Raw genomic sequence first — 13,004 nt, 5'->3', positions numbered from 1 at the left:
TGTGTTGAACAGTGCACCCTGCGCTGTGGTAACGTCGTCCATTGGAAGGCCTTCTTTGTGTCCGAAAGTGCTGTGTCGTAACACCTTTCTAACACATCGAGGGCCTTCTTCTCTTTTGGCTCATGAATAATCCAGGCTAGGCCTCCGCTCAGGTATCCGCCCGTCCACCACAGCCCTGGCACGCCCAAGGCAATCCAGACAATCGCCTTCGAGACACCGCGAGACCTGACCGCATCCTCCCGTGACGCGCTCAAAGCGCCGCCTACTCCTGTACGGGATCCAACACCACGTAGCTTTCCAAGCGGGCGAGCTCCTGATCAACGACGTACTTGCCGATCTCCTGTCGGAACTGCTCGATGGAGGTGTAGGGCCGGTACTCCTCGAACTCGTGCACCATGCGCTCACTCATGCCTGGGATGCCCAGCAGCTGTGCCTTCGTACCAGTATTCAAGGGCACCGGGATGTGCACGTATTGGCTGAGACGGGCGACCTCTGTGGTGTCAACGTACTTGCCGATCTCACGCCGAAACTGCTCGAGGCTGGTGTATGGTCGATACTCTTCGAACTCGTGCGCCATTCGCTCGCTCATGCCGGGGATCAGCATGATCTCCTCGCGAGTGGCACTATTAAGATCGATCGGTCGAAACGCGCGTGCGTAGAGCTCAGTCCGCTGTTCCTCGCTGAGCATCGGGGCCAGGGCCGCGTCGAAGGCGCCCGCGGAGAGCACGGGGCGGGCCGCGACCAGGGCCTTTGCCACTGCCTCATCCACGTGGGGCAGCTGCTGCAACTCTTTGGTGTCGATGAGGTTGGGTTCGAGCAAGCCACCATCGGCAAGACGTTGCACCGGCATCGGTGGCGCGCACGCCACCAGGGCTGCGGCGATCAGGCAAAGCGAGAGGGCGAACAGTCTTCGGTACAGCAAGGCAGCGACTCCGAGTAGATGCGGCCTAAACGCTACCCGCAAATGCGATCGGTTTTCAACTAGCGCATCTGGCCCCGTCGCGGGATGATCAGGCCGCCCTAGCGCTTATCCGCCAGCTCGAAGCACCAGTAGGAGATGCCACCGCGATTGGTGCGTCGGCAGTACTTGCGAATCAATTGGTCGAGCGTGTAGCAACGTTCGATCGCTAGGCGTGTGCCTAGCTCGGGGCGCTTCTCGCAGAAGCGCACTTCCCGCTTCTGCGCCGCTTGGTCACCCTGCGGCACGCGGATTTCCATCTCCTCAATGTCCGGGATTAGCTGGCGCAACTCATCCCAGCTCAGGGTCTTATCCTGCTCAACACTGCTTGGATCCGGGCTATCAGCACCGTCTGCATTACCCGGTAGCGCGCTGCACAGGCAGAGTAAGGCCGCGCCAAGGCTGACCGCACGGTGCCGTAAGCTCATAGTATTCTCTACATGGCGTTACCGATTGGTAAGCGTAGTTCGAAGGAAGCGGCGTTGGTATGGGAGCTGTCAACTTCGCCCGCGAGCGCCGGTAAGCGAACACTCCCAGCAACGCCCCAAGCGGTAAGGGCCTAATGCTTAGGGCGTCGTCGCGCACCGAGCAGCAAGCAGCAGCACAGGGCGAGTAGGGTCAAGCCGCCCTGCGCGCCGCCCCCGCCGTTAGCGGGCGGCGACGGCTCTGTCGCCGAGCCCACCGCCTTGAAGCTCAGGGTTTCATCGGCGCCGCCCACATCGCCATCGAAGCCACCGAGGCTCTCGTAGCCCGTCCAGACCCCGCCGGCAAAGTCTGCGATGGAAGACGGATCGGCGTCGAGTAGCTGCTCGGCGAAATCACGCACGTTGAGACTCAACACGAGGTCGGTCGGGTCGGTACTGATCAGCAAGCTGGCGGGCAGGGTGAAGCTAGCAGCGATCGCGTCGTCCTTGTAGCGGGTGTAGCCCGTGGGCGCATCCCCCGGCGTGTCCAGCCAAGCGCTCGGGACGAAGGGTACGGTGAAGTTGAAGGTATCGCCGTTAATGTTAAGGCCGCGCAGGGTGGCGATCGCCTCGCGGCCCACTGCGGACTGCCCCGGATAGTCGACTACCGCTGCGCTCTCGTTGCGCCAGCGCATCGGTTTGTCGAAGCCGATCCACAAGCGGTAGGCGGTGCCCTCGCTCAGAGTGAGCTCGCTGTTGGTGCCGCTTAGGGTACGCGTCGCGCCATCGCCGGTGGCCGTCCACGCCGCGTCGAGTAGGATCTCCCCAGAGTTCTCCTCCTGCAGCACCACTCGCCGGACGCTGGGGGGCCCGGCTTGGTGGTATAGGCCTAGGATGTGCGCCAGCGTGTTTTCCTCGCGCGCTCGGGCCACTTCCGTGTTGGGCAAGATGAAGCCATCACCGTTCACGCCGATGCCGCCGGCGTAGTTAGCGCCGCCACAAGGTAGGCCGGGGAATCCGCAGGGCGGTTCGATCTCCAGGGTCCAGGACGGTACTTCGTACTCGAAGGCGAAGAAGGTGGCCGTAGTGCTGATGTCCTCCCCGGGCGTACCGATCACAGGTTCGTAGCGCGGCTGGCCGAACACGGTGGTGGCATTGCCCATGCGCCCGGCCAGGGTGGCGGTGATGTTGTTACGCCGCGCATTGTTGGTCGCAGGCACGAAGTAGACCCGGCTGAAGCTGTGGGCGTCGATGTAGAGGCGCAGGCGGTCTACGGGAGTGAGATCAGCAGCGGCCAGCAGCGCTTGGATCTCCGGTTCCGACGCGGCGAACTCACCGCGGTAGACCAGGCTCTGCGGGTCCGTCGAGTTGCCGCCGAAGGGGGCTGTAAAAAAGGCGTCGTTGTTGCGGTTCAGATCGATGCCGAGGAGGCGATCGTCGTCGCTCTGCAGCGACTCGTCCACGCCGCGCATGTTCTTGCGCCGCATGCGGCCATCGCGCGGCTGGCTGAACTGATTGCTACCCCCGGTTTGCTCATCCTGCGGCGTGGGCGTGAACTGGGTGGGGAAACGCTGCGTTTGCAGGTAGCCATCGATGTTCAGCATCGGCAGCAGCACGAAGTTTACGTTCTCCAGAATGAACTGCACGATGGCGCCGTCGTCCTCCTGCTCGACGAGCGCCTCGAACAGGGCAGTCACCACCTCGGGGCTTGCCCATTCGCGAGCGTGGATCGTGCCGTTCATGAGCACGGCAGGTTCGGTGAGATCGCTGAAGGCCATGGTGGTGTCGTCGTCGCCGATCACGTAGGCGGTGATATCGCGGCCGTTGAAGGTCTGGCCGACGATCACCGAACGCACGTACGCGCTGGATAGCGCTAGGTCTTGGTGGCGGGCGAAGAGGCTGGCGAAGGAACGGAAGCCGTCCACCGGCAGCTGAGACTCAACGGGAATCGGAATCGGGTAGCCGACCGCGATCTGCGTGTCAGAATTGATCGACTCGGTAAACTCGAGGACCTGTGCGGAGGCGCCGGTCGTGCCCAACACGCCGATGAGCACCGCCGATACGAGGCGCGCTGCACTGCTCATTCGCCAAGCCATGCCCGCACCTCCTCCGCCAAGTGAGGCGGTGTGATCACGCCTTCGGCCAGGGCAGCGCGCAGCTGCTGTCGCGCACTCGTGGTGTTGGCTAATCGCAGGGTTAGCGCCAGACGCGCGCGATGGCGGTCGTCCCGCGCCTCATCCTGCGCCAAGCGCCTCCCCACACCGTCCAAGAGCAGGCGATCCTCGCTGGCGGCAATCACCGCGGCGGCGCTACCACCGCTGGCCTGATCTGCTAGGGCTTGCAGCAGGTACTCGCGCACGCCCGGCGCGCGATCGATTAAATGGCCCAGCGCGTAGAGTGCGGCCGAAGTGAGGCGCGGATTGCGGTGAGCATCTGCCAGGGCAGCGAACGCCTCTTCAGGGGAGAGCGTGTTGTTCACGGCGCCGACCAGTGATAGCGATTCGTGGGTGCGCCCTACGGCAAGCAGCTTGCGGAACAAGGACACATCTGCCGTCTTGCGAGCGATGAGCGCTAACGGCGCCTCGAGCGCACCTACGCTCTCTAGATCCCTAAGCAGAGCGGAGCTCACGGTGCGCAGCTGGGCAGGTGGCAGCGAGGCCAGGGCATCCAACGCGCCTAGACGCTGAGCAGTTGCCAATCGGTCCTGCGCACCCTCTCGGAAATAGGCCCGAAAGTCCGGCAGCTCCCCCAGTGCAACGGCGCCGACGAGCGCCTTGGCCGTGCGTCGCCGCTCCCATAGTGACAGGGTGCCCTCGGCGGCACTCGCGATGGCGAAGTAGGGAATCGCGAGGGGTCCCTCCTGGTGCACGGTGAGCACCTCGTCTTCGTGGGTCTGGAGCGAGCTGACATAGGCTTCCAGCGCCGTTGGCGGCGTCTGCAGCTTGCGGGCAGCCCGCACCAGCGCCAAGCGCAGATGGTCGCGGGCGACACCATCGAACTGCGGATCCGACAGCAGCTGCTCCATCCGGGCGGGATCGAAGGCCCTATCGCCGATGAGTGCTTCGACCTGCTCACGAGCCCTACGCAGGGCGGGGGCCTGCAGCTTGGCTACCAGCGCCGGCATTTTCAGAGACAGGGCCTCGCCTGCATTCCCTTGCGCGCTAGCAGGTCCAACGCTTACGGCGATGAGTGCGGCGGCGCACCAGACGGATCCTCCGAGAGCGCGTCCGTACGTTACAGGCTGCATCTTGTTCCCCAGTCAGCTTTCGCCCTAGATGTCTGCGACAACGACGCGCTCCGACGGTTCCGACGAGAGCGACGCCCCTGGGGTTGATGGCGTGGCCGCTGCCTTATCCCTCGAGGTCAGCGCTGGAAGGCACAGATCCCTCAGCGGCACCAAGACTGCGCACGATCGACCCCGTGCTTCCAATCGAGGATGGCAGAGCCCTGTAGCCAACTGCAGACTGGTCGCCCCCAACCAAGGGCGAACGAACGCACGGAGCACTACGGGTGGTCTATGGTGCTTACATCCCTTCACGCACGCAATCCGCGAAGTCCACCGACCCAGGGCGAACGCGCCGTGTTGCTCGACTTCCAGCGGCGAGCGGCCGCGGGGGGGACATCTCCTGGCGATGGAACACATGGCCCTAGGGAAGGGCGACGGTTTACCCTACGCCCACTCCGTGCGCGCCATTTCCATGGGCGGCGCATTTCCATCTACCATTGGAAAATGATAGGCGAATCTTCGCATAAAGCAATATCAAGGCTTTACCCAGGCGATGGAGCCGCGGGCCTTGCGCCAGAGTCGCTGCGTGGACTTCGTGCGCACCCTCGTGTTCGCGGCGGAGGGCCAGTCGCCGTAGCCATCCCGCGCCGAGCGGTCGACCGCGCTGCCCTACGCGGGCGTTTGACTCACCTCGAGGAGTCGTAAGGCGGCGAGCTCATCGTCCCACCGGCAGCGCTTAGGAAAGCGTACATCCTCGGGAATCCCGCAGCTGGCCAGGTACTCGCGCGCGGGTATCACACGATCTCCACGCTTGTTCACAAGCTTGATCATGGAGCCCCCCGCCCCCTCCTGGCGCACGGGTAGGAGCACGAGCTCACCGTCACGCTCTAGCAGCGCAACCGCCGTCAGTCCTGGCAGGTACTGCGCGTAAGCCTCAGCGCTCAGGTAGATGCTCCCACCTTCGAGATGGGCTTCTGCTCGGTTCTCAGCCATCAGCCCCCACCGCAGCGCACGCGCCCGCTTTCAAACGCTGCCAAATCAACTCCACCACCTTCTCGATGGCGGCCTCCACCGCAGCAGACACCTCGAGCCCGAGATCGACGCATTGCGCCTCGATGAGGAACACCTTCACATCCTCAGGGAAGTCCTTGCGGAAGATCTTGCGCCCCGCATACAAGGCGTGGTCCCAGCGAAAGTCGTGCAAACTGAAACTGCCTTGGTGGACATTCTCCAGCTCTTCCCCGGGCACTTGAAAGACGGTGCCTGGCGGCGAATCACTGAGGTTTGCATCGACCACAATCAGGGCCGTGCTGCCCCGCGCCTGAAACATAGTGTCGATGCCGGAGGTGCCCGCGTCGAACACCCGCACCGCCGGAATGGGATTTGCCGCGAGTCGCCTCTGCAGGTGTTGTGCGACCAGCACGCCAGCCGCATCGTCGCAACGATTGGTGTTGCCGCAACCGATGACCGTCAGCATCTGAGCCCCCCGTACCGCTAGATACGCCAGAGGCGACAGGACCACTTAGGTCCCACCGGCAGCATCAGTTCCGGCAGCTCGCAAAATCCGCGATGCACCTGATAGTACATGCAGGTATCGCAAGCCTGCTCATCTTCGCCTTCCCCGTATGGCTCTACGGTAAAGCCTGCGACCACCAGCTTAGCTTGGTGATCCTCGACCGGCAGGCGGGCGAGGCGGGCGACGACTTCCATCACCTGCTCGTGGGAGTAGGCACGCGGCTCCACCTCTGTGTCCAGCCCCCCCTTGAGCTGCCGCTTGAGTTGTATGCGCAGCCGCGCGTCCTTCTGACCTGATCCGTCGCCAGTCATAGGGCACTCACTTCGTTAGATCCGCCAGAGACGACACCACCACTCCGGCTCCACGGGTACGGCAAGCTCAGGCAGGTCGCACCACTTGCGATGGACCAGGTAGTACATGCATTCGAGGCAGCGCTGATCGTCCTCCCCGTAGGGATGATCCACGAAGCCAGACACCACGAGCTTCCCCTCCAGATCGTCCTTCGGAAGGTCCCGCAGCTCCTTGAGCACAGCCTCGAACTGCACGTGATCCTCAGGGAAGGGCTCGGTCTGCGTCTCTAGACCGTCCTCCATCATCGCTGCTATCTCATCGCGCAGCGCGTCGTCGTCTTCCTTGCTCAAAACCGGCTCCCCAGCGCGTCGGTTGATCTGTACGACCGCAAGGGAAGGGGGGTAGCGCTGGGCAAACGCTACCCCCTTCCCCTGCGGCACTCATCAAGCGGTTTTGAAGCGAGCCAGTTCCTTGCCCGTCTTGGCGTCGTGCGCGTGCACGGTGCAGACCAAGCAAGAGTCGTAGGAACGTGCCACGTGGCCAACCTCGACGGGATCCGCAGGATCCGCGATGGGCGTACCCACGAGGGCCTCCTCGATGGGTCCGCGCTCCTGCGTGTCCGCGCGCGGACCGACGTTCCAAGTGGTCGGCGAGATGATCTGGTAATTCTGGATCTTACCTTGCTTGACATCGATCCAATGACACAACGCTCCGCGAATCGCTTCCGTCGCTCCCCAGCCGCGCCCATCCTGCTCCTTAGGCTTCACGTAGAACGGCTCGTCAAGGCGGAAGTTGCGCAGGCAGCGTTCGATGTGACGGTAGATGTACTTGAACTCATGCATACGGGCAAAATGCCGCAGCAGCACGTTCGAGCCACCCATCTTGCGATGCATATCGAGCACCAATCCATCTCGGTGCTGCCAGCCCTCCATATGGTTGCCTCCGTAAACCATCTCACGGGCTAGAGGACCTGCCTCCAAGTGACCGTTGTCGGCGTGTAGCACCGCCGTGGACCAAGAATACTTGCCGTCGAAATCACCATCGTTTTTCGCCACCGGTTGCGTCGTTCGATCGAAGGGATGCACAGGGCCGCCGGGTTCGTCGTACCACGCATGGCTCGTGTCCTCTCGGGTGAACCCCTGTTCCATGAGTTTGTGCGTGTCCGTGCTCCCGTCGTACACACCGCTCGGCATCATCATTGCACCGTTGCGGCTGTCGATCGTCGGGCGTTGGTAGCGATCCTCATCCGGCAGATAGCCCCAGGAGACAAACTTCTCAAGGCCGGCGCCGTACTTATCGAGGCCGACGTCCATCCCCATGCGCCACATCAACCCAAGATCCGAGTTTGCGTGCTCGGGCATCTCGTTGAGCCACGCCATGAAGTCGTCGTAGGTCTCGATCTCCTCGTAGCGCTCCAAGGAGCAACCAAGCCACATGGGCTCGATCCAGTTGGTGCGGAAGTGCTCCAGGATCGACCAGGATCGGGTGATGTCCGACAGGGTCGGCGAGCACATGACGCCGCCCGGCACCATGTAGCTCGAATGGGGCCATTGACCGCCGAACAGGGCGTAGATCTCCACCGGGCGACCGGAGATGGTCACGCCGTGCTCGTAGTGCGTGCCGGTGAACGGCGCCCAGCGCTTCACCGCCTCCTCGTAGAACGGGGAGTTGCGATAGTTCTTGTTGCACATGTCGATCATGAACAACCCGTAGTGGTGGCGCGGCAAGCTCTGCAGACTCTCCGCCAGCTGCCCCAGGTTGCGGGCGATGATCGCGTTGCGCGGCACCTGCGTTTGCCACGCCGTGTCCAGCGCCCAGGCAGCGCAGGTCAGATGTGACGCACCGCAGATGCCACAAGCGCGTGGCGTGACGACCAAGCCCGCCTGCGGGTCCTTATCGCGCAGAATGATCTCGAAGCCGCGGAACAGTTCCGCCGAGGTCCAGGCGTTGGTCACGACACCGTCTTGAATGTCGACGCGAACGTCCAGATCCCCCTCCACGCGGCCTACCGGCGAGATATCCAGTGTTTGAACAGCACCAGTCATAGTGAAATCCCTCTCGTCCTTAGACCACGAACATGTCTTCTTCTGCCCACTGCGGTGCCGCGGTCTTCGCCGCGCCGGTGAGCTTGATGTAGCCCTTCTTATCCACCCCCTCGGGAAGATCCTTGGGCACGCCCATCACCGTCTGCGTCTTGAACACGGTGCCTGGCGCTAGGTCGAAGAACGGGAACTCCGGTTCCGTGCACCCCATGCAAGGCATCCCCGCCCGAGTCTTGGAGGACTGGCGATTCCATAGGATGCGGTTACAGGGTGAGTGGGTCATCGGCCCGCGACAGCCGAGGTCGTAGAACAAGCACCCTTTACGTTGGCCGAACTCGGTGGCCGAGACCTTGTAGGCGAAGTGCATGTTTCGCGTACAGCCGGTCTGCGTGAAGCTCTGGAAGAAGGTCTTGGGGCGTTGGAACTCATCGAGCGTCACATCGCCCGCATGGCCCGTGGCGACGCCGACCAAGATCTGCGTCACCCAATCCGGATGGGCAGGGCAGCCCGGAATGTTGATCACTGGCAAGCCAGCCTTGCTCTTGAAGTCCCTGCCGAGGAATCCCCCGTGATCACGCTTCAGGAACTGCAGCCCCACCGACTCGGAGGGATTGGGGGCCGTCGCCGGAATGCCGCCCCAGGTGGCGCAGTCGCCGATAGCGACGACGAAGTCCGAGACGTCGGAGAGCTCCTGCACCCAGTCCTTCATCGCCCGACCCGCAAAGCGATTCCATTCACCGGAGCCATCCGGTGCCTGCACCACCGAGCCCTCGAACACGAAGATGTCCAGCTTGATCTTGCCGGAGATACAGTCGCGCAGCATCTGCTGCAGGTTATCGCCCAGCTCCATCCCTAGAGACGGGTGCCAGAGCACGTTGATACCGAAGTCCGTTACCAAATCGCAGGCACTTGGTTCCTCGGCGTTGAGAAAGGACATCGTGTTGCCGGAACACGCACCGCCCTGCAGCCACAGCAGATTCGCCATGTAAGGTCCCCCATAAGAGTCATCTCGCTGTCGATCGCGCCTGCATGGGCTGGTCCATGAGGCGTCTGGTCTTGGCAAAAGCAAACCCTGTGCCAGTTTCGCGAGTTGACAGAAATACTAATTTTCTCAATACGTTAGAAGTGACTCCGATTGGCGCGACGCAGCATCCAGACACCGATTGCTAAGCAAGTTTGCGCCGCGTGTGTAAAGGAGCTTGGCAGCCCCGAGGTCCGGGTTCGCCGGACCTAACCGTTTCGATTGCCGCAGACTGGGCACTCGCATTCTCCGACGTAGCCCCACCAGATGCCCTTGCAGCGACTGCACCAGTGTCCCTTGAGGTTTGGTTGCACCTTGCCCATGGCTTGGGCAGCCTTTGACACACCGAGATCCTTGAAGGTGGCGGTGGAACCGGGGGGACGACTGCGACTGTGTGGGAAGGCCAGCAGGCCCTCACCCTTCGGCGCAGCATCGTCGAACTTGCCGTCCTTCGGGTCGTTCAATCGTTGACTCCCTGAAGGTCCAACCCATAGCGCTTTATCTTGTTGGCGAGGCCGACACGCGAGAGCCCGAGCTCCACCGCAGATCGGGATTGATTCCACCGGTTTCGGCGCAACGCCTCCTCCACCAAACGCGCCTCGAGGAACTCCACCTTCTCCTTGAGCGTCTCGCCCACGATGGCCCAGTCCGTGTCATCCCCGGTGCCCTGCTGGATTAGCGAGGCGATGTGCGGAGCCAGCTTGTCGACCGTGAGATAGGAGCCGCTGTCGGACATCGCCACCATGCGCTTGACCTCGTTGTCCAGCTCTCGCACGTTGCCGGGCCAGCTGTAGAGCTGAAACTTCTCCAGCACCTCCGGGCTAATGCCGAGCACACCGTGGCGAATCGACTCGCTGTAGCGGTGGGCGAGGTACTCCGCCAGCACCTTGATCTCCTCCGTACGCTTGCGCAACGGTGGTATCTCGAGCTTAAAGCCGTTTAAGCGATAGTAGAGATCGCGGCGGAACTCCTTGGCCTCGACCATCTGCTCGAGGTTGCGATTGCACGCCGCGATAATACGCACGTTGCACCGTATCGTGCGATCACTGCCGAGGGGCTTAACCTCTCCCTCTTGCAGAAACCGCAGCAACGCTACCTGGAAGGTAGGCGACACCTCGGAGATCTCATCGAGGAACACGGTGCCGCCGTCCGCCGCTGGGAACAGCCCCAGACGATCCGTGACTGCCCCCGTGTACGCACCGCGAGTGTGGCCGAAGAGCTCGGACTGCAGCAGGTCGTCCGGCAAGCCACCGCAATTCTGAATCATCAGTGGCTGTCGCTTGCGCGGACTGTGAAAGTGGATGGCACGCGCCATCAGTTCCTTGCCAGTCCCCGTCTCACCATGGATCAGCACGGGAAGGTCAGTCCGCGCCGCCTTGCGTGCATCACTGCACACGCTAGCCATCGCTTCGCTCGAATACACTAGCTCATCGAAGTGATAGCCACCGTTCGACTCCTGCGCTTGCGCATTCCCCTTCCCGCGCACCAGGTCCTCAGCGATCTTCAAACGCCGGTTCAGATGGCGATGGCGATGGGCGAGCTCTCGGTTCTCGAGCGCTCGACGCACCATGAGCTCGATTTGCTCCGGCTGCCAAGAGGGTGGGAAAAACTGGTACACGGCGGCTCCGCTGAGGGCCGTATCGATCTCCGTTCCGGTGAGCTTGCCGCCAATGATGCGGATGGTCTTCGGGTAGGCCACCCGCAGGTGCTGAAACAGCCGCAAGGCGTCGAAGCGAGGGCGGCTTTGCTGACAAAGGAAGATATCGATCGATTGGCTCTCGCTCTCCTCGATCGCCTCCTCCGCACTCCCCACCTCCAACACCCGGTAGTGATCTTCAAGGTAGTCGGCCAGGGCCGCAGACTCATCACCGGGGAAGCCGCCGAGGGCAACAGTTGACTGTCCATCCTGCATAGCAACCACTCTAGCTGCAAAGTTAGCTTACAGCAAAGAAAGCTCTGCTGCATTGAAACATTCTGATGTGCATACTTAGTTATCATATTGCAATTCAATTTAGCCGGCGATAATTTCGCTTCATTCAATTCTCATGAAGTAGATGACATGACCTTGGCTACCTCCGAATCCATCGCCGATATCGAATATCGCCAAGCCCTGGCTGCCGTAGACGCACCCGATCTCCCCCTAGGCGACCAGATCGACATGCTGATCGAAATCGCGATGGGCCTGCAGCAGCGGCCGAAGACGCCGAAGCAGTTGCACGATGCGGTCTCCCTCTACGACCGGGCGCTGGGGAAGTGTCCCGAGGGCGAGCCCCTATTGGCGGCTCGCATCCACGCGCGTCGCGCCACCGCCCGCCAGGCGATCCCCCACGACGGCCCGCAATACCTGCAGGCCGCCCAGGACGATTTGCAGGCTGCGCTGGTGACCTTCGGCGAGATCGGCCTCCCCGAAGAGACCGCCGAAGCTCAGATGAACCTGGGCCTCGTCCTGCAGTCCCTCGCTTCCATGGGACGGGCCAAGATCACCGATGCCATCGCTGCCTACCAGCGCGCAGCCCGTTTCTTCCGCGGCGAGGCCTACGCCACGGAGTACGCCATCCTCCACAACAACTTGGCCACCGCGTACCTATCGATATCGATGACCGATGAGAAAGGGCGTATGCGCGAAGCCCTGGCGGTCCAGTGCTTCGAGGACGCGCTGCAGGTGGTCACCCTGATCGACAACCCGACCGAATACGCGATGCTGCAGAACAATCTGGGGAACGCTCTGCAGTATGTGACCAGCAGCCACGCGGTCGAGAACAACCTTCGCGCCCTGGAGGCCTACGACGAGGCGTTGAAGGTGCGCACGTCCCGCGAGACACCGATCGAATACGCCAACACCATCGCCAACAAGGCCAACTGCCTGGCGAATCTGCCCGACGACCCTGAGCATCCGGCACTAGGGAATGCCCAACGCTTGCACGAGGCACGTTCGCTGCTCCTGGAAGCGCGCCGCTTGTTCCAGGCAAACGGCGAAGGCGCGCGTTTGGCTATGCTCGATGAGGCGCTTAGCGAACTCTTCGGCGATGGCGCCGACACAACCGACTCTCCTGCTGAAGACGAGAGCTTTGGCAAGGCCCGAATCTGACTGTCGTTTTGGAGACTAGATAGATGGAAGTAGCAACGCTCTTACTTGCAATCGTGCTCGCCTTTGCGGCCGGCATCGCCGGCGGTGCGATCGGCGGCGTCGCCGTGGGTGGCAAGCACATCGGCAACGACCTCGCCGCCATGATGGGCGGCTTCTACGGCCCTCTGGCCGCCCTGCCCGGCATCGCCTTGGCGCTGATCATTCTCACCTTCCTCTAGGAGCGGCTCGCAATGTTCGACATGTTTTTGAACTCGATCACCCTCTTCCTGCGCGGGAAGCTGTTCAAGGATCTCGACAAGGTCGTCCGTCAGGTGCTGATCGGCGCACTGGTGGTCGCAGCGCTTTGCGTCGCCCTGACTCTCGCCGGCCTATCACTTCCTATCGCTGCGATGGCGAGCGGCTTTACCGGCGGTCTGCTGCAGCCTTGGTTGTTCCGTAACCTCAAGTACGCGTGAGCG

15 protein-coding genes are annotated in these 13,004 nt (G+C 62.4%); 3 read left to right on the top strand and 12 right to left on the bottom strand.

What is annotated here, in order from left to right; genetic code table 11:
• Nucleotides 1-262: 262 nt before the first annotated feature.
• From AAGA68_19790 to AAGA68_19735, 12 genes are all read right to left on the bottom strand, one after another.
• Nucleotides 263-922 carry a hypothetical protein gene (locus tag AAGA68_19790; GenBank protein MEM9387311.1) on the bottom strand — a complete coding sequence of 220 codons (660 nt, stop codon included), beginning with the start codon at nucleotides 920-922 and terminating at the stop codon, nucleotides 263-265.
• 98 nt (nucleotides 923-1,020) lie between these two features.
• Nucleotides 1,021-1,386: a hypothetical protein gene (locus tag AAGA68_19785; protein ID MEM9387310.1), complete on the bottom strand. Its 366-nt coding sequence runs from the start codon at nucleotides 1,384-1,386 to the stop codon at nucleotides 1,021-1,023.
• Nucleotides 1,387-1,517: 131 nt separating this feature from the next.
• Nucleotides 1,518-3,458, bottom strand: coding sequence for a M14 family zinc carboxypeptidase (locus AAGA68_19780; GenBank protein MEM9387309.1), 1,941 nt, complete (start codon nucleotides 3,456-3,458; stop codon nucleotides 1,518-1,520).
• Nucleotides 3,443-4,609: a hypothetical protein gene (locus tag AAGA68_19775; protein MEM9387308.1), complete on the bottom strand. Its 1,167-nt coding sequence runs from the start codon at nucleotides 4,607-4,609 to the stop codon at nucleotides 3,443-3,445. Before AAGA68_19775 ends, AAGA68_19780 begins: the two co-directional genes overlap by 16 nt.
• Before the next feature lie 648 nt (nucleotides 4,610-5,257).
• The gene (locus tag AAGA68_19770) at nucleotides 5,258-5,581 is read right to left on the bottom strand and encodes a hypothetical protein (GenBank protein MEM9387307.1); all 324 of its coding nucleotides are present in this window, start codon (nucleotides 5,579-5,581) and stop codon (nucleotides 5,258-5,260) included.
• Nucleotides 5,574-6,065, bottom strand: a complete 492-nt coding sequence (locus AAGA68_19765) for a hydrogenase maturation protease (protein MEM9387306.1) — start codon at nucleotides 6,063-6,065, stop codon at nucleotides 5,574-5,576. The genes AAGA68_19770 and AAGA68_19765 overlap by 8 nt, the downstream gene beginning before the upstream one ends.
• Before the next feature lie 17 nt (nucleotides 6,066-6,082).
• Nucleotides 6,083-6,415, bottom strand: a complete 333-nt coding sequence (locus tag AAGA68_19760) for a hypothetical protein (GenBank protein ID MEM9387305.1) — start codon at nucleotides 6,413-6,415, stop codon at nucleotides 6,083-6,085.
• Nucleotides 6,416-6,430: 15 nt separating this feature from the next.
• Nucleotides 6,431-6,700: a hypothetical protein gene (locus AAGA68_19755; GenBank protein ID MEM9387304.1), complete on the bottom strand. Its 270-nt coding sequence runs from the start codon at nucleotides 6,698-6,700 to the stop codon at nucleotides 6,431-6,433.
• Nucleotides 6,701-6,838: 138 nt separating this feature from the next.
• A complete protein-coding gene (locus AAGA68_19750; GenBank protein MEM9387303.1) occupies nucleotides 6,839-8,440 on the bottom strand; it encodes a nickel-dependent hydrogenase large subunit in 1,602 nt (533 codons plus the stop codon).
• 19 nt (nucleotides 8,441-8,459) lie between these two features.
• Nucleotides 8,460-9,422: a hydrogenase gene (locus AAGA68_19745; protein MEM9387302.1), complete on the bottom strand. Its 963-nt coding sequence runs from the start codon at nucleotides 9,420-9,422 to the stop codon at nucleotides 8,460-8,462.
• A gap of 245 nt (nucleotides 9,423-9,667) precedes the next feature.
• Complete coding sequence (locus AAGA68_19740) at nucleotides 9,668-9,922, bottom strand: hypothetical protein (GenBank protein ID MEM9387301.1); 255 nt, start codon at nucleotides 9,920-9,922, stop codon at nucleotides 9,668-9,670.
• On the bottom strand, nucleotides 9,919-11,370 hold the full coding sequence (locus AAGA68_19735) for a sigma-54 dependent transcriptional regulator (protein ID MEM9387300.1): 1,452 nt from the start codon (nucleotides 11,368-11,370) through the stop codon (nucleotides 9,919-9,921). Before AAGA68_19735 ends, AAGA68_19740 begins: the two co-directional genes overlap by 4 nt.
• A gap of 147 nt (nucleotides 11,371-11,517) precedes the next feature.
• Between AAGA68_19735 and AAGA68_19730 the strand changes: the two genes are divergently transcribed.
• Genes AAGA68_19730 through AAGA68_19720 form a run of 3 tightly spaced genes read left to right on the top strand, consistent with a single transcriptional unit; the run spans nucleotide 11,518 to nucleotide 13,001 of the window.
• Nucleotides 11,518-12,546 carry a hypothetical protein gene (locus AAGA68_19730; GenBank protein ID MEM9387299.1) on the top strand — a complete coding sequence of 343 codons (1,029 nt, stop codon included), beginning with the start codon at nucleotides 11,518-11,520 and terminating at the stop codon, nucleotides 12,544-12,546.
• A gap of 23 nt (nucleotides 12,547-12,569) precedes the next feature.
• Entirely contained in the window at nucleotides 12,570-12,764 is a 195-nt protein-coding gene (locus AAGA68_19725) for a hypothetical protein (GenBank protein ID MEM9387298.1), read from the top strand.
• Nucleotides 12,765-12,776: 12 nt separating this feature from the next.
• Nucleotides 12,777-13,001: a hypothetical protein gene (locus AAGA68_19720; GenBank protein ID MEM9387297.1), complete on the top strand. Its 225-nt coding sequence runs from the start codon at nucleotides 12,777-12,779 to the stop codon at nucleotides 12,999-13,001.
• Nucleotides 13,002-13,004 lie beyond the last annotated feature (3 nt).

The sequence above is a fragment of the Pseudomonadota bacterium genome, from assembly GCA_039193195.1.
Classification (GTDB): Bacteria; Pseudomonadota; Gammaproteobacteria; order Steroidobacterales; family JBCBZW01; genus JBCBZW01.
The sequence above is the reverse complement of the archived record's forward strand: the minus strand, read 5'-3'. Positions and strand labels throughout refer to the sequence as shown.